We start from the raw sequence: 22,364 nt of genomic DNA on the forward strand, positions 1-22,364 counted from the left end.
TTTCCAAGAATACCGTCAAAGATGCTGCAAGACTCTCGCTTGCACGCTGGTATAACAAAGTGGACGACTCTGGCTTTAAGAGTTTCAATGTTATTGCCGCCACGCTTTACGAGCATTATGATGAAGTCTTGAACTTCTTTGTCAACAGGGCAACTAATGCTTTTGCAGAGTCATTCAATGCTAAAATTAAGGCGTTTAGAGCTGCTTCAAGGGGAGTAACGGATATAAAGTTCTTTCTTTTCAGACTTACAAAGCTATATGCTTAATCCCCCTGGTTTGTCGGGTGCGCCATTAAATGGGAGGGAACTTGCAAAAATAAATAGGAGAGAAACGATGCTTCTCTCCTACTCTATATTGTTGCATGCTATTGCTTATTGCATATCATATACAACCTGCATGAGCTTCTTGCCGATTTCGTCAGCCTCTTCCATGGTTGGGGCTTCACTATACACCCGGATGATAGGCTCGGTATTGGACTTACGCAGATGTACCCATTTGGTGGGGAAATCAATCTTCACACCGTCGATATCGTTAACATGGGCTGTGGCGTCGGCAGAGAACATCTGCTTCACCTTGACGAGGATGGCGTCAACATCGGTATCAGGAGTGAGGTCGATGCGATTCTTGGCTATCTGATAGTCGGGGAACTGAGCCCGCAGTTCGCTAACCTTACAGCCTTTCTGGGCAAGAGAGGTAAGGAAGAGGGCTATGCCTACAAGGGCATCACGACCGTAATGACATTCGGGATAGATGACTCCACCGTTTCCTTCGCCACCAATAACAGCATCTACTTCCTTCATCTTGGTAGTCACGTTTACTTCGCCTACGGCTGATGCGTAATAGGTTCCTCCATGACGCTCTGTGACATCGCGCAGGGCACGAGTGGATGACAGGTTGCTGACGGTATTGCCTTTGGTCTTCGACAGGACGTAGTCTGCCACGCTGACGAGCGTGTATTCTTCGCCAAACATACGACCATCTTCACAGATGAAGGCGAGGCGGTCAACATCGGGGTCAACAACAATACCGAGGTCGTATTTACCGGTTTTCATCTCGTCCATGATGCCTTGAAGGTTTTTTTCCAGGGGTTCGGGGTTATGGGCGAAATCACCTGTAGGTTCGCCATTAAGTATGGTGTATTCCACTCCCAGCTCATCAAGGAGTTTAGGGAGAATGATGCCTCCTACGCTATTGATAGTATCGACACATACTTTGAAGCCAGCCTTTTTGATAGCTTCCTGATCTACGAGGTCAAGTCCAAGTACTTCTTCTATGTGCCAACTGTCGGCTTCGTCGCAATTGATATAATGACCGAGGTGATCTACATCGGCATAATCGAAACACTCACTTTCTGCCGTTGCCAACACTTCAGCGCCATCGGCAGCGGTAAGAAACTCTCCATTGCTGTTGAGCAATTTGAGGGCGTTCCACTGGCGTGGATTATGTGAGGCGGTAATGATGATACCACCATCGGCACCGAGCATGCTTACAGCCAGTTCTGTGGTAGGTGTAGTGGCGAGACCGATATTGACCACATCGAATCCCATACCGATGAGTGTGCCACAAACCACATTATCGACCATTACTCCCGACATGCGGGCGTCACGTCCTACGACGATGGTTGGACGATGGTTGTTGAAATCGGCTTTAGCACCATTATTGCCCTGCTTTTTGATGAACTGGGCATAAGCCGTTGTGAACTTTACAATGTCAAGAGGATTAAGCGTATCGCCTGTGGGACCTCCTATAGTTCCACGGATACCAGAGATAGACTTGATGAGTGTCATGATGTTGGTTTATATTAGTGTGGTTTTAATTGTCTCGTTGATAGGTAATGACGTAAAAGGCAGGATAAACCGACTGACTGGCAGTCGGTGTGCCTTGTGAATGGGGTACGATAAGTTTCACCTTAGCAATCTCGTCACCTTCCTGGAGGGGGCGTCCTACGTTGATATAAAGCAAGGGGACAAGCCATCCGGAGGGTACGGAAGATGTGCCGTGGTAGAGTTGCATCATGCCCGAAACGAAGGATGCCTGGAAGGTGCTTCCATTGCGCTGTACGGTCATCTTATCCACATACTGTGACACGTCGATATACTGACCATTCATATAGATGGTTCCTACTATATCGTTGCGGATGAGCATAGAGTCGGTCAGGATATTTGTTTCAGAGAAGCGACAGAGCACGTTGACGGTTTTTCCACTCTCTACCTGCTGTCCGCAGCCTTTACGGATAATCTGCATATAGACGCCACTCTTGTCGAGCAACACATATTGATTTTTCTTAAGATCAGTGGTTTGTCCTTGTTCTTCAAACTGTTTTTCACTAATGACGTTGATAGCCGAATCGACAAGAAATTTGCTGATAGCCTGTCGTTCCTTCTTTTTCAAGTCGCTATAGGTTTCATAGTCGTTACAAGCTGCAAAGAGCGATACGACCATCGCCAGTAGCATCAGATAGGATGTTTTTTTCATTCTTTGTTGTTACTATTGGGTTTATCGGCACAAAATTACGAATTATTCCGCAATTATTGTCACGTTTAGACTACTTTAACTTGTCTTCGTATGCCAAAAAAGCTCTTTCCACCACTTTCACGGCCTCTTCTATGGTGCAATGCAACTTGCCACCTGAGGCATTGAGGTGTCCTCCCCCGTTGAAAAAGTCGGCAGCCATCAAGTTGCATGGGAAATCATCAACCGAGCGAAGGCTTACCATAACGAGATTGGGTTTCTCAGTATCTTCTCGAAGCGAGATAGAAAGTCGTAATCCTTTAATTTGCAATGGCATATTAACAATTCCCTCCGCATCTCCTTTAATAAAGTTGAAGTTTTTTTGGTCTTCACGCGTGAGGGTGTAATAGGCAGCGTGACGCTTAGCATCCACCACGAGGCGATTGCACAACACATGGCCTACAAGGCGCAGGCGCGACTCGCTGTAATTATGATAGACATTACGATAAATCTTATCCTTATTGATGTGCTTGGTCAGGAGTTGGCTGATGATATAAAATGTCTCAGGCGAGTTGGAGTTGAAAGTAAACCCTCCTGTATCTGTCATCATGCCACAATAGACGGCTGTTGCAAAATGGCGTCCGAGCTGTTCAAACAGTCCCAACTGCCAAGCCACACGGAACACAAGTTCGCTGGCAGATGACATATTGGGATGGGACACGCAGACCTGACACGCTATGCTGGGGTTGAGATGATGGTCTATGAGTACACGGGGTGCAGTACATGCCTCCAGGGCGGCTTCCATATCGTCGGTACGAGACAGAGCGTTGAAATCGAGACAGATTACAAGGTCAGCTATTTTCAACACCATATCGACATAATCGCTTCGCTTATCGTAGCGTACTATCTTTTCGGTATTAGGCAACCATTGCAGATAGTCTGGAAACTGGTCAGGTACCACCATTACGGGTTCCTTGCCCATGCACTTGAGAACTTCTGCCATTCCCAATACCGAACCTATGGCGTCACCATCAGGACTGACATGACAGCATAAAACGATGTTGTTGGCATGATGTATAAGGGAGCGCAGTTTACTGCACTCCCCTTCAGTCATAATGTTATTCAGCATCAAAACAATTTGTTAGGATAGACACCTTCATTTACCAGTTTCTTAATTCTCTTCACGGTATCTTCACGGTCGGCTGCATAGGTCACTCCAAACCACTTAGAGGTGGTGTCTAGTACCTTAACGGTAGCAGTCTTCTCGTTGATGAGTTTGTTGACCATCAATGGAATAAAAAATTCTGTCTTCAGATTTTCTATGTTCTTCGGATCTGAGAGGAATGCTTTAAACTCATCCTGTGAATAGTTGAAATAGTCGGGAGTGAAGCCCCACATGTTCATTGACACAGGAGTATTGTCTGCTACTTCAATCCATTTACCATTTTCATCCTTATAGCGGATGGCTTCTGTTACCGCACCGGCATTTGAACCATCTTCTGCGCAACGTACAATCTCGGTACGTTCAACAACGGTTGTCAGATGTCCTTCTGCATCGGTAGAGCAGAGGCCGCGTGCTACGGTACCATTCTCGCTCAGGGTGTTTCCTACGCGGAATCCAACCATAGCATACTGGTTTTTAGCACCTTCAGGCAGTTCGCTAAGGAACTTTCCAATGACCATAAAGGCGTCGCGATTATAGAAGTCATCGCAGTTGATGACACAGAATGGTTCTTTGATAACATCCTTACCCATCAGTACGGCATGATTGGTACCCCATGGTTTCTGTCGTCCTTCTGGAACGCTAAAGCCTTCGGGTAATGCGTCAAGTGCCTGGAAGCAGAGTTCGCATGGAACCTTATGTTGATACTTAGCAAGAATCTGTGTACGGAACTGCTCTTCAAAGTCTTTTCTGATTACCCATACGATTTTGCCAAATCCGGCTTGTATGGCATCATAGATACTATAGTCCATAATGGTTTCACCATTAGGTCCCAGTCCGTCAAGTTGTTTGAGTCCGCCGTAACGACTTCCCATTCCGGCAGCCAATAAGAATAATGTAGGTTTCATAATTCTGTTAATTCTGATAGATTATATTTTTCTGCAAAGGTACGAATAAGTGAGCGGAATACAAAAAGAAAAACACGTTTTCTTTTTTTATTCCCGAACGAAAGTACCTTGGTACAAGCGAAAGAAAGAACCAAAGCGCGTTAGCTCTGAGGTTCTTTCTCTTTCACCGTAACTTTAGCTTTTACGGGACGGCTCTCGTTAGCAAGTCTGTTGAGTGCCGTTACATAATAGACATATCGTCCTGGTTCTCCAACAATCTCATGATGACAATCAGCTGTGATGCAAACGATATGTGAGGCATCATCGAGATTGACCGGTTCGCCTTTTGCAAAGTGATATACCACATAGCGTACAGCCTCATTCTGCCATGCCTTACCCTTGGGTGGTGTCCAGAAAAGCACCTGCTGGCTGGCAATACGTAAAGGTTTGAGTTTACGTACCTTTTTAGGAGCCTTATCACACAGATGGGGCATAAGGGGTTGAAGTGCGGGTTTCTTCCAATACACCTGTCGAAGATTGGTGCCATAGTTGCCAACATTATCTACGGCAGCTTTCGCATACCACAACACCGTACCTTGTATTCCAGGCAATTCTGCATGATATTTCATCTTGGCAGGCAACTGATTGCGACTGGGTTGTTCCGGGTCAGGAAACTTCACGGTACGCTCCACATCCTCGCCGATAAATAGCGGACGCGCAGCGGCATGATCATTCCACCATTTCACGAGTTCGGCATAATCAGCCGCAGGATGACCAATCTGCCAATACAGCTGTGGAACTGTATAATCAACCCATCCGTTGTCTATCCATTTGATGACATCGGCATAGAGATCATCATAGTTTTGAAGACCGCGTGTACGGCTTCCTTCTGGGTCGTTCGCTTTATTACGATAGATGCCGAAAGGACTCACTCCAAATTTCACCCATGGCTTGACCCGATGGATCGTTGTGTTGAGTTGCTCTATCAACAGGTCAACCTGATAGCGTCGCCAATCACCACGATTGCTGAAGCCTTGGGGATCAGCCTTATACTGTGCGTCATCAGGAATATCCACTCCTGCCACAGGATAAGGATAGAAATAGTCATCGATATGAAGTCCGTCGATATCGTAACGTTTCACGATGTCCTCAACTACTTTACAGATATAATCACGATTCTCCTGAAGAGCAGGATTCATCACCACTAATCCGTCATAGCGAAAGCTCCATTCTGGATGTTTTGTCACGATATGGTTTGAAGCCAACATGTAAGACGACTTAGTCTTGGCACGATATGGGTTGATCCAGGCATGGAGTTCCATGCCCCGCTTATGACATTCATCAATCATCCATTGCAAAGGATCCCAATAAGGCACAGGTGCTTTTCCCTGTACTCCTGTCAGAAAATGACTCCATGGCTCTATGCTGCTTTCGTAGAGTGCATCACATGCTGGACGAACTTGAAATATAATGGCGTTGGCACCATCTTTCTGCAGTTCATCCAGTTGGTAGGCAAGTGTTTTCTGCATCTGTTGAGTTCCCATGCCTTGAAACTGTCCGTTGACACATTGAATCCATGCGCCACGGAATTCACGTTTTACAGACTGTGCCGACAGTCCTAAAGACATCAGCATACACATGATGCCGAGGAGGATAATGTTTTTTCTCATATTGCTCATTGTGCAGTATCATTAAAGAAATCTTTTTTCTGACTACGCGCTTCGTCGAGCGAAAGCAGTTGTTGCTGTTGTTGTTGATAATCGTCGCGCAGGTGTTGGTAACGCTCGTCAAGTCCGTTGACGATCTGAGTCTTTTCGGTTTCGCTCATCAAGCGGGCAGCAACGGTTGCGTTTTGCGAAGCATCCTTCATCCACACCACAGGGCCTCCATAGACGGGTGCAATCTTCAATGCCACATGGAGTTCGCTCGTTGTGGCTCCACCTATCATGATCGGGATATGAAGTCCTGCACGTTGCATTTCACGCGCCACGTTGACCATCTCTTCCAGACTGGGTGTTATCAGTCCTGAGAGTCCTATCATATCGACGCCCTCTTCTATGGCTTTCGCCACAATCTGTTCGGCAGGAACCATGACACCCATATCTACAATATCATAACCATTACAAGCCATGACGACCGCTACGATATTCTTACCAATATCATGAACGTCGCCTTTGACCGTAGCTAACAATACTTTTCCTGCCTTACGGTTGCTATCGCCCTTCTGTTGTTCGATATAGGGTTGTAGAATCTGCACAGCCTGTTTCATGGTTCGTGCAGTTTTTACCACCTGTGGCAGAAACATCTTGCCTTGTCCGAAGAGTCGTCCCACCTCATTCATACCCGCCATTAGCGGTCCTTCGATGATCTCTACCGCACGTGCGTACTGTTGCAGTGCTTCTTCCAGATCAGAGGCAAGATAGTCGCCCACACCTTTTATCAACGCCTGTTGCAACCTACTTTCCACATTCCCTTCACGCCATTGTTCTTTGCGTTGGTTTGTTGCGGCATCAGCAGGTGTCTGTGCTTTGAGGGTCTGTTGTTGTTCCAAGAGTTTGTTTGCCAACTGCGTGAGTTCATCGGCAGCTCCTGCATGACGATTAAGAATCACATCCTCAATAACCTTCAGTTCATCGGCAGGAATATCGGAATAGAGCACTTTCGTGGCAGGATTGACAATACCGAAATCCATTCCCCGTTGAATGGCATGATAGAGGAATACCGCATGCATGGCTTCGCGGATGTAATTATTTCCACGGAAGGAGAAAGAGAGATTGCTGACACCCCCGCTCACATGGGCACCAGGAAGGTTTTTCCTGATCCATTCGGCAGCACGGATGAAGTCGAGCGCATAACTGTCATGTTCTTCCATACCTGTTGCCACAGCCAGAATATTAGGGTCGAAGATTATATCGAGCGGATTAAATCCAACACGTTCTGTAAGAATACGATATGACCGCTCTGCAATCTCAATACGTCGCTCAAAACTGGTCGCTTGACCTTGTTCATCGAAGCACATCACCACAACTGCCGCCCCATAGCGTTTGACGTCCTGTGCATGGCGTATAAACACCTCTTCTCCTTCTTTAAGCGAAATGGAGTTGACGATGGATTTACCCTGTACACATTGCAGTCCGGCAGTAATCACCTGCCAATCTGAAGAGTCGATCATCACAGGAACTGCAGCAATATCGGGCTCTGACGCAATGCGATTGAGGAAATTGACCATTTCGCTCTTCGCATCAAGCAGTCCATCGTCCATATTGACGTCAATGACCAAGGCCCCATCCTCCACTTGTTTGCGGGCAATGGCAACAGCCTCATCGTATTGTTTCTCTTTGATGAGTCGCAAGAACTTACGCGATCCTGCCACATTACACCGTTCACCAACATTGACAAAATGGACCTCTGGAGTCACCTCCAGCAATTCAAGTCCACTCAGTTGCATATAGGGAGACGCTTCAGCCGGACGATGCGGTGTCTTTCCAGCAACAAGCGGGAGGTATTCGGCAATGAAGTGTTCGTCAGTACCGCAGCATCCGCCGATGATATTGACAAGTCCCTCGTCAATCATAGCGCCAATCTTCGGAGCCATGGATTCAGGAGTCTCATCATAGAGTCCCATTGAGTTGGGGAGTCCTGCATTGGGATAGGCACTAATATAATAAGGAACACGTCGTGCCAGTTGGCGAAGGAATCCTATCATCTGGTCTGCACCGAAAGAGCAGTTGAGACCTACCGAAAAGATAGGGTAATTGCTGATGCTGGCAAGGAAAGCCTCAAGTGTTTGTCCGCTGAGCGTTCGTCCTGCAAGGTCGCTCACGGTAGCGCTAACCATGATAGGCAGTTCGATATTGCGTTGTGTCATTACCGCCATGGCAGCATCTATAGCCACTTTAGCGTTCAGCGTATCAAATACCGTTTCGATGAGAATAGCATCCACCCCACCCTCAACAAGTGCGTCCATCTGCTCTACGTAGGCATCATAGAGTTGGGGGTAAGTCAATTCGCGGGCGGCAGGATTACTGACATCGGGAGACATTGAGCAGGTTTTATTGGTAGGTCCCACACTACCAGCCACGAATCGTGGTTTATCGGGTGTGGAAAATTCGTCTGCCATACGTCGGGCGATACGAGCACCGGCAAGGGCCACTTCGTGACAACGGTCTTCCATGTGGTAGTCCGCCTGCGAAATACGTTGTGCATTGAAAGTATTTGTCGTGATGATATCAGCCCCTGCAATAAGATATTTTTTGTGAATATCCTCTATCACATCAGGACGTGTCAGACAGAGGATATCGTTATTCCCACGCATCTGTCCACGTTGGTTGGTATAGATATTTCCACGAAAGTCCTGTTCAGTAAGTTCATACTTCTGAATCATCGTTCCCATAGCTCCATCAAGCACAAGGATGCGTTGTTTGGCAATTTCTTTGAGTGTTGTCATTTAGTAGTGTTTCATTGCACGGTCCATTTCCCTGCGGTCTTCTTTCTCTTTGAGGGTCTGACGCTTGTCAAACTCCTTTTTACCCTTACAGAGTGCAATATCCATCTTAGCGCGTCCGTGTTCATCAATAAACACGAGAAGTGGCACGATAGTATAACCCGTCTGTTTGGTGGCAGACTGCAATTTCTGTATCTCACGTTTGGTAAGCAGGAGTTTGCGGTCTCGTTTCATCTCATGGTTGTTGTATGAACCATAGAAATAGGGTGACACATTCATGCCCTTGACCCATATTTCTCCATTATGTATAAAGCAATAGGTATCTACCAGACTCGCTTTACCAAGTCTGATAGACTTTATTTCTGTACCTGTCAGTACGATTCCTGCGGTATATGTTTCAATAAAGAAGTATTCGAACGAAGCCTTCTTGTTTCTTATCTGCACAGGACTTTTCTTACGTATTTTCTCGTCGTCCTTATTCATAGCAATCTTCTCATTCGTTTGTCACAACGACAAAATGATCGATGTGTTGGTCTATATATGTTGCAATTTGTGAGGTCCACTCTTCTTCCTTTTCTACAAAAGTATCGTCAAGGTCATCAAACTCCGGCATTTGCTCAAAAAGTGCCATAAACTCCTCTTCACTGCATTCCCGCTCAATGGTAACATGATATTTCTCATAGAGCGTATGTGCATCGTATATGAGTTTGGAGAGGTCACGAAGTCCCCACTGTTTGATGGCCTTGGCAAATGGATTTTTGAAGATAAAAGGTCCGTAACCATTGTGGATGAGCTGTACAAAGCCACCGTCCATTACCTCTTCATGGAGTGCATTCCACGCCAACAGGGTTATTTGGTCTGCATTGAGCATGCCCATATTATCTGCTGTAAGCTGTCCTCCTATGGCTTGGTGTATGGCGTTGACGAAAGCATCGACGAAGGCATCCATACCTTCTTCGGCAGCCTGTCTCAGCGTCAGGTCTTGTATTTTAACTTCGTTTGACATAGATATTTTGTTTGATGTATAGTTATGGATTATATCAGTTATCTTGATAGGCCTCTTCTCCTATCTGCTCACGTGCGCCGATAGTGAGTTTGCGTAAGTCGTAATAAGAACCGTTGTAGATATTGAAATCAACATCCCCTTTGATGCCCGGCAAACGTCCCACATCGGTATGTTGCCAGAACTTCCAGTTACCTTGATACTCCACCTTGTCCACATAATAGTGAGCAATCCAATAGGGATATTGGTCGAAGACGGGGTCGCTGAGGTAACGCATCTTAAATTTATAATAAGTATAGATGATGGGCTTCACACCATATTGGTGTTCTACCAGCTGCAACCAGAGTAGAATGCTCTCCTTAAACTCTTGGTCGGTTTGAGTGTTTGGTTTCTTCTCTACGTCTAATACCGGTGGCAAATCGCCATTCTCCAGTTTCACTTCGCTGATAAAATGCTCGGCTTGGTCTTTTGCCGATGACCGAACACTATAGAAATGATAGGCGCCTCGTGTAAAGCCGTGTTCTCGAGCCTGTTCGAAATTATCATGAAAGTTTTCGTCTATCAGACTGGCACCTTCTGTGGCTTTGATCATAACGAACCGGATGGGGTATTTATCTATCATTCCATTGTCACGAAGTTCGTCCCAGTCAATCTCTCCCTGATGATGAGAGATGTCGATACCGTGAATTTCATAACCTTCCGGGTAATTGACGTCACCATAGAGTGCACGCCATCGGAAGCCGAAGGGCCCAACAAAGATATAGTAGAAAAACCAAATATACGCCGCTACAAGTAAGAATCCGCCTAACCACCAGGACCATCCTGGAAGACGACGTAACAAACGCACAAAGAGCCCTGGCCGCTTGCGGCGGACAGGACTCGATATGCGTCTTTTATGTTGCTTTCTACGTGAAGTCGGCATAAATCAGATTAAGCCTGCTCCAAAGCCAGTGTTCTGGTTGTCTGATCACATACTTCTGATGGACCCCAGTACTGGATTGGGCCGGGATAAACATAAGCAGTCTCTTTAGCCCACTGCGCTCTATGAGCGGCAAAGAACTTGAATGGTGCACCATCAAGCTCTACAAGAGCCTTGCGGATAACGGGCTTGTTCTTACCATTACGACGCTCAATGTTCATCATCATAGTGATGGGCACACCACCGGCAATCCATTGTTCTGCAGGTGCTGTTGTGTTCTTGATGATTGACATATAACCAGTCTTGCCATTAGCAATCAGGCGTGAAGCGTTGAAACCGAGTGAATAGCAATAGTCTGCATCATAGTTTGATGGAGCAGCGCAACGGCCTTCGTAACCAAAGAAGTGATGCTGTGCAGCAAACTTACCATTGTACTTACCCTCTTTCGCCCAAAGAGCAAGTTTAGCCTCAACCATGCAAGAGAGGAGCTTCTCTGTTTCGATCAATGACACCTGAACGTTTCCATGAGGGTCGCGGTCGAGACAAAGCTGACGAGCCACGTCTGCAGGAAGTGATTCGAGTACTGCGAGGTTGTCCTTGGCAATAGCGTTCTTTACGAAAGAAATCTGTTCTTCTGCATTAGCAAATACGCGAGGCTCACCTGTTGCAGGATCAGTCAGTACTTCGTTCAGTTCGGCAATCAGTTTCTTGATAGCAGGAATGAACTCGATAAGTCCTTCTGGAATAAGTACGGTACCGAAGTTGTTACCTTCGTTGGCACGGGCTACCACTGCATTTGCGATGTAGGTTACAACATCGTCAAGTGACATTTCCTTAGCCTCCACCTCTTCTGAAATCAGACAGAGATTTGGCTGGGTCTGAAGTGCACATTCCAAAGCAATGTGTGAAGCAGAACGACCCATCAGTTTGATGAAGTGCCAATATTTGCGGGCTGAGTTACAGTCACGCTCAATATTACCAATGAGTTCACTATAGGTCTTACAAGCGGTATCAAAACCAAACGAGGTCTCAATCTGGTCGTTCTTCAAGTCACCGTCAATAGTCTTAGGACAACCAATTACCTGTACACCGTATTTCTTTGCAGCATAATACTCTGCAAGAACACAGGCATTTGTATTAGAGTCGTCACCGCCAATGATAACCAAAGCCTTGATGCCAAGCTCACGAAGGATTTCAATACCCTTCTCGAACTGATCTTCCTTTTCCAATTTGGTACGTCCAGAACCGATAATATCGAAACCACCGGTATTACGGTAGTTGTCCATGATCTCGGCTGTTATTTCCATATAATTATGGTCAACCAAACCGCCAGGACCAAGAATAAATCCATACAGTTTATTTGCTGGGTTAAGAGACTTAACACCGTCAAAAAGACCAGAAATAACATTGTGTCCGCCAGGAGCCTGACCACCAGAAAGGATAACACCTACGTTAAATGCAGGCAGCTGTGTGGCTTCACCTGGTTCAAAGGTAATTACAGGCATTCCATAGGTGTTAGGGAACAATGCCTTGATCTCATCCTGATTTCCTACTGATTGTGTTGGTTCACCCTCTACAGCTTTTACAGCTCCCTGAAGAGCCTTGGGTAATTTGGGCTGATAAGCAGCTCTTGCAATTTGCAATGCACTTTTTTCCATAAGTTGATTTTATTTACTTTTTGAATAATGAACTCTTTTTTGGGTTACAAAAGTAATCATTTTCTTCAAAAAATAAGAATTAAAATGGCAAAAAACACATTTTTAATATTTTTTTAAACGATAAAGATTGTAAATTAGAATATTATCTGTATCTTTGAACAAAAATTAAAATAAATCACAAAAAAAACAAAGGAGGTATATTATGGCAAACAAAAGAGCACTAAAAAAGAACGTCAATCTGATCTGTGATGAACTTTACATCGATTTTATTGCCGCTTCACTTTATGGCAATACCCATGACGATAAAATTTTAGCAAATATTTTAGAGACAATAGACAAGATGCAAAGCAATACGCTCAGCCGCATTTCTCATCCGGAACCAGGCATGAGCAAAGGCAAATATTTCAAAGACCTCAAAAAACAATTCAAGACTTCTGTCCTTGAAATAGCAGATCAAATCAGCAATCTCTAAATAATGAATATGTGGAAATCATTCTGTAACTGGCTGTTATATAAACGTATGGGGTGGACTGTAGATGTCACAGAACCCCACCCCGACAAATACATCATTTGCTTAGCTCCACACACCAGCAACTGGGACTTTCTTATTGGACAACTGTATGCTGGAGCAAATAACATCAGCAGTAACTTTCTCATGAAGAAGGAATGGTTCTTTTGGCCTCTGGGACCTATTTTCCGACGTATGGGAGGCATTCCTGTATGGCGTTCAAAACACACAAGCATGACCGATAACTTGGCAGAATATGCCAAGCAATCAAAATGTTTTCATCTCACCATTACACCAGAGGGAACACGATCGCCCAATCCAGAGTGGAAGAAAGGCTTTTATTATATTGCTTTGAAAGCAGGAATACCTATTCTGCTTTATGGAGTAGATTACAAGAAACGACGCATCCAGTGCACCAAGACCATTATTCCTAATGGCAATATTGACGACCAGATGCATGAAATAAAAATATATTTCAAAGATTTCCAAGGTAAGAAACCTGAGAATTTCTGTTTAGGAGACATCTGATGAAAAAACTGACGCTGATACTATTGCTGGTTTGTATGCTGCCAAAAGGGACATATGGACAGACTACAGACGATGCACTATTACGTAATCGCTTAGAATCATATTTTTCTCACTACAAACCCATTGGCGCGCAGTTCTTACGGCGCGCCCATCTGTCTGCATGCGAAATTGATACTACTGAGAGAAACATCACGATACTGGCCAATGAGACGTTTGCCGAACAGGCATTCACGCCGCAGTCGGTAGAACGTATCGAACAGGAGGTACGAAAACTGTTGGTTGGACAGTATGCGGACTACAGTTTCTCGATACTTACCCACAACAGAGATATTCACGAACTCATCCCCAACCGACTACGCGAAAAACCGGATAAGAAGCGCCAATGGAACAATATCGACTACCAAGGAGCACCATGGGTCAGAAACGTTTCCTCACCTATTAGTATCCGACATGGTCTGGATGGACGTCATGTGGCATTATGGGCAAGCCATGGCTATTATTACAACATTGCCAAAGAAGAATGGGAATGGCAACGTCCACGCCTTTTCGCCACAAGCGAGGACTTATATACGCAAACCATCGTAGTGCCCTACCTCATTCCTATGTTGGAAAATGCAGGAGCCATTGTGTTTACCCCGCGCGAAAGAGTATGGCAGAAAGAAGAAATCATCGTGGATAACGACGGTTCGAAGCGCAACTATATCGAAGCGACTGCCAGCAACAAATGGAAAAACACCCCCAACAGCGGATTTGCTTTCCACCAGGGGCCTTATGTAGATGGGGAGAATCCCTTTCAGGCGGGAACAGCACGCATGGTGAAGACGACGGGCAGCAAAACCCGCTATTCCTTTGTCAGTTATCAGCCCGAATTTCCCCGTACTGGAAAATATGCCGTTTATGTCAGCTATCAAACATTACCCAACAGTATTGACGATGCTCACTATACCGTATGGCACCGAGGAGAACGAACTGAATTTCGTATCAACCAACGCATGGGCGGAGGAACATGGGTCTATCTCGGAACATTCGAATTTGACAAAGGGTATAGTGAATTCAACCGGATAACCCTCACCAACCACAGCAGCAAGAACGGCGTGATTACAACCGATGCTGTCAGGTTTGGCGGAGGAATGGGCAATATTCAACGGGGAGATCGGGTCAGCGGAATGCCTCGGGCTTTGGAAGGCGCACGCTATTATGCCCAATGGGCAGGAATGCCATACAGCGTCTATAGTTCAAAAAACGGACAGGATGACTATGGCGACGATATCAACGCCAGATCCAACATGGTCAACTATCTGGGGGGCGGTTCACCATTCATGCCCGATAGTGCCGGACTCCATGTACCCATAGAACTCTCATTGGCTGTCCATTCCGATGCAGGACTCCGTCGCGACGGACGAAGTCTGATAGGCACACTATCAATCTGTACCACCGATTTCAACGAAGGACTGCTGGGAAGCAAAGTGTCCCGACTGGCTTCGCGTGATTATGCCGATGCCCTTTTGGATGGTATTGTTACTGACATGCGGTATAAGTATGGAAAGTGGAACCGTCGTGAAATATACGACCGAAACTACTCTGAAACCCGTCAACCCGAAGTGCCGAGTGCTATCATCGAAACGCTCTCTCACCAGAATTTTGCGGATATGCGCTATGCCCTCGACCCCAATTTCCGCTTCACGCTGGCACGTTCACTCTACAAGACTACGTTGCGCTTCATGAGTGAAATGCACAATAAAGAATATGTCGTCACCCCATTGGCTCCTACCAATTTCCGCATCAGCCTTGACAACAAAGGTATGGCGCGTCTGGAATGGGACGGTGTGGATGATCCACAGGAGAAGACAGCCTCGCCCTCTGGATACATTATATATAAAGGTATAGAAGGCATGGATTTCGACAATGGTACCGTGGTCCGCAGCAGAAACAATTACGAGGTCCGACTGGAACCCGGATTGCTTTACCACTTCAAAGTGGCTGCCTTCAACGATGGCGGCAAGAGTTTCACAACAGAGACTCTTTCAGCTGTCTATCAGCCTGAAGCAAAGGGAAACATTCTCATCATCAACGGATTCAACCGACTGTCTTCACCTGCCGTAAGATTCTCTGACACCGAACAGGGTTTCGACCTGGACGAAGACCCTGGAGTAACAAGAGGTTGCATGCCTGGATGGATGGGACGCCAGTTGAATTTCGATAATAACAGCAGGAGCTTTGGCGACAGCGGAGACGAGATGGCTGGGACTTTCTTGGCTGGTAACGACTTCAACTATGTTTCAACTCATGCCAAGGCGATTGTTGCGGCAGGAAAATACAATATCGTCAGCGCTTCGGTAAAAGCCGTGGAAAGCAAACAGTTGCCGTTGGAGCAATTCGACATGATAGACCTGCTATTAGGACTGGAGCGTGACGATGCACACAGTTTGGTATATTATAAAACCATGAAGCCCGCCCTGCAACATCTGTTGCGCCAGTACGCCAACCAGGGCGGTTCTCTACTGGTGAGCGGCGCCTACGTCGGTTCTGATATGAAATCAGACGAAGACAAGAACATGCTCGCAGAGGTATTGAAATGTCAAAGTGCCTCGCCTTACAAGGCTGCCAACGACAGCATCACGGGCATGGGAACCACCTTCGATTTTTACCATCAGATGAACGAAGAGCATTATGCGGCAACGGCAGCAGACGTCATAAACCCCGTAGGGAAATCCTTTGCCGCCATGCGCTATGCAGACGGTCAAACGGCAGCTGTTGCCTATCAAGGCAACGACTATCGCGCCTTGACCATGGGATTCCCCTTCGAATGCATCAAAAGCGATAAAAAGCGCAATACACTCATGCGTGGCATGATCAATTTCCTGATCAACAGACAGTAATAACTCAAAACAAAACAATATTAACTCAAAAAATCAACAATCTATGTACAGAATCCAGAGCAACCCCACAGGAACCCGCAGTATAGAAGTCAGCGAGCAACACCTTGCAACAATCGAGAAGTATCAACTCTTCCGCGATCTTATTGACTCCAATGGGTATATTGACGAACAGGTCTTAGACAAACTCAAACTCAACATTCGCGCCCTGCTCGAATCTGAAGCCACAACAGACAAGGCACTTCTTGACCTTTGCCTCGACGTCATCTACCATCATAACATGAAAGCTTTCGGCTTGCAACAGCTCATTCTGCTGTTCATCAACTGGAAGAACCAAAACGAAGATCCTATCGGAGTGGACGCTGACGTCATACAGGGCACTCCCCTCAACTAAAATACATATACATTGGCAAACAGCAAATATCAACTGACAGACTTTCTTCCTACTACGAAGAAAGAAATAGAACTACGCGGCTGGACAGAACTCGACGTTATTCTGTTCAGCGGAGACGCTTATGTAGATCACCCGTCGTTTGGCGCAGCAGTCATCGGACGCATACTGGAAGCCGCCGGCTATAAAGTGGCTATCGTACCACAGCCCGACTGGCATGGTGACTACCGTGACTTTAAGAAACTGGGACGACCACGCCTGTTTTTCGGCATCTCACCGGGATGTATGGATTCCATGGTCAATAAATATACAGCCAACAGACGGTTGCGTTCCGAAGATGCATACACCCCTGACGGGCGACATGATATGCGTCCTGAATATCCAACGGTGGTCTATAGTAATATTCTCCGTCAGCTATACCCCGATGTCCCTATAGTACTTGGAGGCATCGAGGCTTCTTTGCGACGCCTCACTCACTACGACTATTGGCAAGACCGATTAAGGCCGTGCCTGCTTTGTGACGCACCGGCTGATATCATCTCATACGGCATGGGAGAGAAAACCATTCTTGAAATAGCCCGTTGCTTAAACGATGGACTGCCCCTATCTTCGCTTCACGAATTGCCCCAGGTCGTCTATCTTGCCCGTCGCAACGAAATTGTCGATGGCATCAGCGATCATGATATCGTGCTCCATAGCCACGAAGACTGTCTTAGAGACAAGCGGAAACAAGCCGAGAATTTCCGGCACATCGAAGAACAGTCGAACATGATGCACGCCCAACGCCTCATTCAAGCCGTCGGCGACAAATATGCTGTTGTCAATCCGCCCTATCCGCCCATGACAACCGAAGAACTGGACGCCTCGTTTGATCTGCCCTACACGCGCCAACCACATCCGAAATACAAAGACAAGCGGATTCCGGCGTATGAGATGATCAAATACTCCGTCAACATCCATCGAGGATGCTTCGGAGGATGCGCTTTCTGCACCATCTCTGCCCATCAGGGAAAATTCATTGCCTGTCGCTCCAAACAGAGCATCTTGCGCGAGGTTAAACAGGTCATGGGGATGCCTGGCTTCAAGGGTTACATCTCAGACCTTGGCGGACCTTCTGCCAATATGTATGGCATGCGAGGACGCAATCTGAATGCGTGCGAGAAGTGCAAACGACCCAGTTGCATCCACCCGCAGATTTGTCCCAATCTCAATACCGACCATACTGCCCTGCTGGATATCTACCGTAGCGTCGATGCTATTCCCGGCATCAAGAAGAGTTTCATCGGCAGCGGTGTGCGCTACGACCTCATTCTGCATCATAGCAAAGACGAAGAAAGCAACAAGGCTGCCATGGAGTATGCCCGCGAACTCATCACCAAACATGTCAGCGGACGACTGAAGGTGGCTCCAGAACACACCAGCGACAACGTATTGCAGCTGATGCGCAAACCGCCATTCAGACAGTTTGACGATTTCAAGCACATCTTCGACCGCATCAATCGCGAGGCACACCTCAACCAACAGATCATCCCCTATTTCATCTCCAGCCATCCAGGCTGCAGAGAAGAGGACATGGCGCAACTGGCTGTGCTCACCAAACGCCTCGATTTCCAGTTGGAGCAAGTGCAAGACTTCACACCCACCCCCATGACCGTTTCTACCGAGACATGGTACACAGGCTACGACCCTTACACCCTCCAGGAGGTGTATAGTGCCCATAGCCAGAAGGAGAAACTTGCCCAACGCCAATATTTCTTCTGGTACAAACCAGAGGAACGCAGATCCATAGAACAGAGTCTGCGACGCATCGGGCGTTCCGATCTGATTAGAGAACTATGCCCAGGGTCTGGCGGAAACCCATACCGCCAACAGCCGACAGGAATGCCTCACTATAAGAAATACAACAATGAAAATCATCGAACAGAAAATACAGGGAAAGGATCCGGAAAAGAAATGCGAGGACGGAATCGTCGTAACAGATGATTTCATCGCAGTCATTGATGGGTCAACAGCCAAGACCAACTACCGGCACAGCCGGTTTCGTTCCAACGGGCGACAGGCCATGCGATTGACCGGCAAATACATCAAGAAAATGCCCAAGGGAATTGATTGCCATAAGTTTCTGATAGGGGTGACCAACTATATCCGTAGAGAGTATAAGAAGTCGGAAACAGAACACCTCCTCCTGCATCCGGAAGATCGCCTCACCTGTTCTGCCATCATCTATAGTCGCCTTCAACGGCAATTATGGCTGGTGGGCGACTGCCAATGCTTGATAGACGGCGAACTGATAGACAATCCGAAACCCGAAGAGGCAGTTCATGCCGCCAAACGTTCTGAATATGCCAAAAAGCTGTTGAGTCAGGGCACTACCGTAGATCAACTGCTTACCAAGGACGCCAGTCGCGAATATATTATGGCTGATATGGTGGAGAGCATGAAACAACAGAACGTCAGTTATGCCGTGATAGACGGTTTTCGCATTGCCGAACAGTTTGTGAAGGTCATCACCCTCGATTTCCAACCTCACCATATCGTCATGGCAAGCGATGGCTACCCCTTCCTGCGTGAGACACTCGACGAGAGCGAACAGCTGCTCCGTCAACAGCAGGAGAACGACCCACTCAATATCGACACGTTCTTAGCCTGCAAGGCATTCCTCAACGGCCAGGATTCATTCGACGACAGGAGTTACATCCGCTTCGAAATCTGATTCCATCGTTCCAGAAACAATGGCAGGCTAATCATCAAAAATCCACGGAGTGTTTAGGTTAGAGGTTAGAGGTTAAAGGTTAAAGGTGAAAGGTGAAAGGTTAAAGGTGAAAGGTTAAAGGTGAAAGGTTAAAGGTTAGAGATTAGAGTTAAAGATTTTTGTTTCTGCATAAATTCCGTCTAAATTCCGATGATAATAATCTACGGAACACACGGAAGACACGGAAAAAATTCTAGTTGAAGATTATTTTCAAGATTTTCGTTAAGATTTCGAGCCGTAAGGCGATCCCCATTAAAATTCTTCCCAAAAGCGAGATACTCGAGCGCATTCTGGTCAGGATTTTCTTTAAAGATTATGTTTGTGGAGGCTGAATGATAGATTATTTCTTGCGTCAGCAACATTTCATAAAAGATTTCCTCCAAAGATTTCTTGCGCTCGCGCAACCCAAACCATCCGTATAAATTCCGTCTAAATTCCGATGATAATAATCCACGGACCACACGGAGAACACAGAGAAAGATTTTCGTAGGATGATAAAGACCACTCCCTCAGACTTCATCATTCGTTTTTCAGCTTGGGTAGTGATAAATGATACTTCACCGCCATGAAACGTATCAGACAGGTTGTGGCAAACGAGACGAAGACAGTCACCTCAATAGGAACATTCAAGACCACCAGTCCCCAATACGCAAGACCGCCGGCAACGGCAGCAATGGCATAGATCTCCTTGCGGAAAATCACAGGTTCGTTGTTGAGAAGCACATCACGGATCACTCCTCCAGCCGCCCCTGTAATACATCCCATGATGATGGCGACCCAAAACGGCTGTCCAAAGACGATAGACTTCTGAATACCGGCAATATTAAAGAGAGCCAGACCCAGTGTGTCAAAAGCAAACCATGCGTTGCTCAACCTTTTAAGGTGTCGGGCAAAGACAATCACAAACAATAACGCCATTGCCGTACATTCCATATAAATAGGATTGGTCATCCAGAAAGGAGTAGTTCCCAACATCACGTCACGTATCGTACCGCCGCCGATAGCCACCGCAATTCCGCAAACATAGCCGCCAAACCAGTCAAATCTTTTGGATGCAGCATGCCGAATACCGGATATCGCAAAGGCAAATGTTCCGAGAAACTCAATAATCTGCTGCACCAGGATATCATATTCCATATTCATTGTTTATACCTTTCCCCCCAATAGTTAACCATTCTTTCATAGAGTTTTTCTTCTGCCGGCGAGTGTTGCCCATGCCATATCCGTTCGTCAACAAGAGCATCAGGCATATATTGCTGTGGTGTGAAATGACCGGGATAGTCATGCGGGTAGAGATAACCGTCATGATAGCCCAACTGCTTCATGAGTTGCGTAGGCGCATTGCGAATAGGAAGCGGAACAGGCTGGTTGCCAGTCCGTCTGACAAGTTCCAAGGCAGCATCAATACCTAAATAGGCAGAGTTGCTTTTCGGACTCGTTGCCAGATACACAGTAGCTTCTGCAAGCGGAATGCGCCCTTCGGGCCATCCAATCTTCTGCACCGCATCAAAGGCTGCATTAGCCAGCAATAACGCATTAGGATTGGCCAATCCGATATCTTCTGAAGCAGAAATCACCAAACGGCGTGCTATGAATTTAGGATCTTCCCCACCCTCTATCATCCTCGCCAACCAATAGAGTGCCGCATCGGGATCAGACCCACGGATACTCTTGATGAAAGCAGAGATAATATCATAGTGCATCTCACCATCCTTGTCGTAAGCCAGCGGATTCTGTTGCAAGCGCTCAGCCACCATTTTGTCGTCAATAACAATAGGCTTACTCTTGTCCGATGCTTCTATCACCAGTTCCAAGATATTGAGAAGCTTACGCGCATCGCCACCGCTGAACCGCAACAAGGCATCCGTCTCTTGCAGCGTAATATCCATCTCTTTCAGATAGACATCCTTCGTGATAGCCCTGTCGAGCAACTGCAACAAATCATCTTTTTCCAATGATTTCAGCACATAGAGTTGACAGCGGGAAAGTAGAGGTCGTATCACTTCAAACGAAGGATTTTCGGTAGTAGCGCCAATAAGCGTCACCACACCTTTCTCGACAGCCCCCAACAAAGAATCCTGTTGCGACTTAGAGAAGCGATGAATCTCGTCGATAAACAATATCGGTGATGCCTCGTTGAAGAAGCGCCCTTTCTGTGCACGTTCTATCACATCCCTTACATCCTTTACCCCACTCGTCACGGCAGAGAGCGTATAGAATGGAGTTTCAAGCCGATGTGCTATGATCTGCGCCAAGGTAGTCTTGCCGACTCCCGGTGGTCCCCACAATATAAACGAGGAAATCCGCCCAGCGTCTATCATCTTGCGCAAGACAGCCCCTTGTCCAACAAGGTGCTGCTGTCCTATATAGTCATCGAGCGTCCTTGGACGCAAGCGTTCTGCCAATGGTTCTGCCATAGATTCTTATCAATTTTGATACAAAGGTACTCTTTTTTTTTATAATACCATCGTTTTCTGTAAGTCAAATGAGCACAACCGAATTTTATTCGGATTTTGCCATGACGAGAAAACGAAGAACGAAGTTCATGGTTTTCCAAAAGTTTTTTTCAAGGCTCTTTATCATCATCGGATCTTAACGGAACTTAAACAGATTTCTTGCGAAGCAACCCCCATAAGAATCCACGGAACACACGGAGAACACTCTAAGTTTGCAGAAGAATGCGACGCAGTCGCATAAATGTTAAATAATCAAGGTAAAACTATGATTGCTAAAGACAGTTTCGTACCTTTGTTGTAAAAAGGTAGAATCGGTCTGTCGAAGAGGT

19 protein-coding genes are annotated in these 22,364 nt (G+C 46.5%); 7 read left to right on the forward strand and 12 right to left on the reverse strand.

Annotated elements, in window-relative coordinates:
• Window positions 1-266: transposase (locus CIK89_RS00430; protein WP_144007310.1), on the forward strand; the 266-nt coding region annotated here is incomplete at its 5' end.
• A gap of 105 nt (window positions 267-371) precedes the next feature.
• On the opposite strand, the gene glmM is transcribed toward CIK89_RS00430, so the two are convergent.
• The 10 genes from glmM to CIK89_RS00480 all read right to left on the reverse strand — a co-directional run bounded on the left by glmM (window position 372) and on the right by CIK89_RS00480 (window position 12,524).
• Window positions 372-1,787 (reverse strand): phosphoglucosamine mutase, encoded by a 1,416-nt coding sequence (gene glmM, locus CIK89_RS00435; protein WP_094389469.1) that lies wholly within the window; start codon window positions 1,785-1,787, stop codon window positions 372-374.
• Between the two features lie 25 nt (window positions 1,788-1,812).
• Window positions 1,813-2,475, reverse strand: a complete 663-nt coding sequence (locus tag CIK89_RS00440) for a DUF4827 domain-containing protein (protein ID WP_094389470.1) — start codon at window positions 2,473-2,475, stop codon at window positions 1,813-1,815.
• 70 nt (window positions 2,476-2,545) lie between these two features.
• Window positions 2,546-3,580 (reverse strand): bifunctional oligoribonuclease/PAP phosphatase NrnA, encoded by a 1,035-nt coding sequence (locus CIK89_RS00445; protein WP_094389471.1) that lies wholly within the window; start codon window positions 3,578-3,580, stop codon window positions 2,546-2,548.
• Window positions 3,580-4,521, reverse strand: a complete 942-nt coding sequence (locus CIK89_RS00450) for a nucleotidyltransferase (RefSeq protein WP_094389472.1) — start codon at window positions 4,519-4,521, stop codon at window positions 3,580-3,582. Before CIK89_RS00450 ends, CIK89_RS00445 begins: the two co-directional genes overlap by 1 nt.
• A gap of 140 nt (window positions 4,522-4,661) precedes the next feature.
• On the reverse strand, window positions 4,662-6,170 hold the full coding sequence (locus CIK89_RS00455; protein ID WP_254046573.1) for a glycoside hydrolase family 10 protein: 1,509 nt from the start codon (window positions 6,168-6,170) through the stop codon (window positions 4,662-4,664).
• Window positions 6,171-6,175: 5 nt separating this feature from the next.
• Window positions 6,176-8,947: a methionine synthase gene (gene metH / locus CIK89_RS00460; RefSeq protein WP_094389474.1), complete on the reverse strand. Its 2,772-nt coding sequence runs from the start codon at window positions 8,945-8,947 to the stop codon at window positions 6,176-6,178.
• Window positions 8,948-9,427 (reverse strand): SsrA-binding protein SmpB, encoded by a 480-nt coding sequence (gene smpB, locus CIK89_RS00465; protein WP_094389475.1) that lies wholly within the window; start codon window positions 9,425-9,427, stop codon window positions 8,948-8,950.
• Window positions 9,428-9,437: 10 nt separating this feature from the next.
• Complete coding sequence (locus CIK89_RS00470; RefSeq protein ID WP_094389476.1) at window positions 9,438-9,950, reverse strand: DMP19 family protein; 513 nt, start codon at window positions 9,948-9,950, stop codon at window positions 9,438-9,440.
• A 34-nt stretch (window positions 9,951-9,984) separates the two neighbouring features.
• A complete protein-coding gene (locus CIK89_RS00475; protein ID WP_094389477.1) occupies window positions 9,985-10,869 on the reverse strand; it encodes a glycoside hydrolase family 25 protein in 885 nt (294 codons plus the stop codon).
• Between the two features lie 8 nt (window positions 10,870-10,877).
• On the reverse strand, window positions 10,878-12,524 hold the full coding sequence (locus CIK89_RS00480) for a diphosphate--fructose-6-phosphate 1-phosphotransferase (RefSeq protein ID WP_094389478.1): 1,647 nt from the start codon (window positions 12,522-12,524) through the stop codon (window positions 10,878-10,880).
• Window positions 12,525-12,726: 202 nt separating this feature from the next.
• Between CIK89_RS00480 and CIK89_RS00485 the strand changes: the two genes are divergently transcribed.
• Genes CIK89_RS00485 through CIK89_RS00510 form a run of 6 tightly spaced genes read left to right on the forward strand, consistent with a single transcriptional unit; the run spans window position 12,727 to window position 19,540 of the window.
• Window positions 12,727-12,996 (forward strand): hypothetical protein, encoded by a 270-nt coding sequence (locus tag CIK89_RS00485; protein ID WP_094389479.1) that lies wholly within the window; start codon window positions 12,727-12,729, stop codon window positions 12,994-12,996.
• A gap of 9 nt (window positions 12,997-13,005) precedes the next feature.
• Window positions 13,006-13,560 (forward strand): 1-acyl-sn-glycerol-3-phosphate acyltransferase, encoded by a 555-nt coding sequence (locus CIK89_RS00490; protein WP_094389486.1) that lies wholly within the window; start codon window positions 13,006-13,008, stop codon window positions 13,558-13,560.
• Window positions 13,560-16,439 carry a xanthan lyase gene (locus CIK89_RS00495; RefSeq protein WP_094389480.1) on the forward strand — a complete coding sequence of 960 codons (2,880 nt, stop codon included), beginning with the start codon at window positions 13,560-13,562 and terminating at the stop codon, window positions 16,437-16,439. Before CIK89_RS00490 ends, CIK89_RS00495 begins: the two co-directional genes overlap by 1 nt.
• A gap of 43 nt (window positions 16,440-16,482) precedes the next feature.
• Window positions 16,483-16,830 carry a hypothetical protein gene (locus CIK89_RS00500; protein WP_094389481.1) on the forward strand — a complete coding sequence of 116 codons (348 nt, stop codon included), beginning with the start codon at window positions 16,483-16,485 and terminating at the stop codon, window positions 16,828-16,830.
• Between the two features lie 12 nt (window positions 16,831-16,842).
• Window positions 16,843-18,810 carry a YgiQ family radical SAM protein gene (locus tag CIK89_RS00505; protein WP_094389482.1) on the forward strand — a complete coding sequence of 656 codons (1,968 nt, stop codon included), beginning with the start codon at window positions 16,843-16,845 and terminating at the stop codon, window positions 18,808-18,810.
• Window positions 18,734-19,540 carry a hypothetical protein gene (locus CIK89_RS00510; protein ID WP_094389483.1) on the forward strand — a complete coding sequence of 269 codons (807 nt, stop codon included), beginning with the start codon at window positions 18,734-18,736 and terminating at the stop codon, window positions 19,538-19,540. The genes CIK89_RS00505 and CIK89_RS00510 overlap by 77 nt, the downstream gene beginning before the upstream one ends.
• 558 nt (window positions 19,541-20,098) lie before the next feature.
• Here CIK89_RS00510 and CIK89_RS00520 read toward each other — a convergent pair.
• A complete protein-coding gene (locus tag CIK89_RS00520) occupies window positions 20,099-20,716 on the reverse strand; it encodes a trimeric intracellular cation channel family protein (protein WP_094389487.1) in 618 nt (205 codons plus the stop codon).
• A gap of 2 nt (window positions 20,717-20,718) precedes the next feature.
• The gene (locus CIK89_RS00525) at window positions 20,719-21,996 is read right to left on the reverse strand and encodes a replication-associated recombination protein A (protein WP_094389485.1); all 1,278 of its coding nucleotides are present in this window, start codon (window positions 21,994-21,996) and stop codon (window positions 20,719-20,721) included.
• Between the last annotated feature and the right edge of the window lie 368 nt (window positions 21,997-22,364).

It is taken from the genome of Prevotella sp. P4-119 (assembly GCF_002251345.1).
Lineage (GTDB): Bacteria > Bacteroidota > Bacteroidia > Bacteroidales > Bacteroidaceae > Prevotella.

What these genes read in the sequence shown, in the direction of transcription:
- CIK89_RS00485 (WP_094389479.1), top strand. Translation starts at nt 12,727, where the DNA reads ATGGCAAACAAAAGAGCACTAAAAAAGAACGTCAATCTGATCTGTGAT.
- metH (WP_094389474.1), bottom strand. Translation starts at nt 8,947, where the DNA reads ATGACAACACTCAAAGAAATTGCCAAACAACGCATCCTTGTGCTTGAT.
- CIK89_RS00495 (WP_094389480.1), top strand. Translation starts at nt 13,560, where the DNA reads ATGAAAAAACTGACGCTGATACTATTGCTGGTTTGTATGCTGCCAAAA.
- CIK89_RS00440 (WP_094389470.1), bottom strand. Translation starts at nt 2,475, where the DNA reads ATGAAAAAAACATCCTATCTGATGCTACTGGCGATGGTCGTATCGCTC.
- CIK89_RS00445 (WP_094389471.1), bottom strand. Translation starts at nt 3,580, where the DNA reads ATGCTGAATAACATTATGACTGAAGGGGAGTGCAGTAAACTGCGCTCC.
- CIK89_RS00500 (WP_094389481.1), top strand. Translation starts at nt 16,483, where the DNA reads ATGTACAGAATCCAGAGCAACCCCACAGGAACCCGCAGTATAGAAGTC.
- CIK89_RS00480 (WP_094389478.1), bottom strand. Translation starts at nt 12,524, where the DNA reads ATGGAAAAAAGTGCATTGCAAATTGCAAGAGCTGCTTATCAGCCCAAA.
- CIK89_RS00450 (WP_094389472.1), bottom strand. Translation starts at nt 4,521, where the DNA reads ATGAAACCTACATTATTCTTATTGGCTGCCGGAATGGGAAGTCGTTAC.
- CIK89_RS00475 (WP_094389477.1), bottom strand. Translation starts at nt 10,869, where the DNA reads ATGCCGACTTCACGTAGAAAGCAACATAAAAGACGCATATCGAGTCCT.
- CIK89_RS00455 (WP_254046573.1), bottom strand. Translation starts at nt 6,170, where the DNA reads ATGAGAAAAAACATTATCCTCCTCGGCATCATGTGTATGCTGATGTCT.
- CIK89_RS00470 (WP_094389476.1), bottom strand. Translation starts at nt 9,950, where the DNA reads ATGTCAAACGAAGTTAAAATACAAGACCTGACGCTGAGACAGGCTGCC.
- CIK89_RS00520 (WP_094389487.1), bottom strand. Translation starts at nt 20,716, where the DNA reads ATGGAATATGATATCCTGGTGCAGCAGATTATTGAGTTTCTCGGAACA.
- CIK89_RS00525 (WP_094389485.1), bottom strand. Translation starts at nt 21,996, where the DNA reads ATGGCAGAACCATTGGCAGAACGCTTGCGTCCAAGGACGCTCGATGAC.
- CIK89_RS00510 (WP_094389483.1), top strand. Translation starts at nt 18,734, where the DNA reads ATGAAAATCATCGAACAGAAAATACAGGGAAAGGATCCGGAAAAGAAA.
- CIK89_RS00490 (WP_094389486.1), top strand. Translation starts at nt 13,006, where the DNA reads ATGTGGAAATCATTCTGTAACTGGCTGTTATATAAACGTATGGGGTGG.
- glmM (WP_094389469.1), bottom strand. Translation starts at nt 1,787, where the DNA reads ATGACACTCATCAAGTCTATCTCTGGTATCCGTGGAACTATAGGAGGT.
- smpB (WP_094389475.1), bottom strand. Translation starts at nt 9,427, where the DNA reads ATGAATAAGGACGACGAGAAAATACGTAAGAAAAGTCCTGTGCAGATA.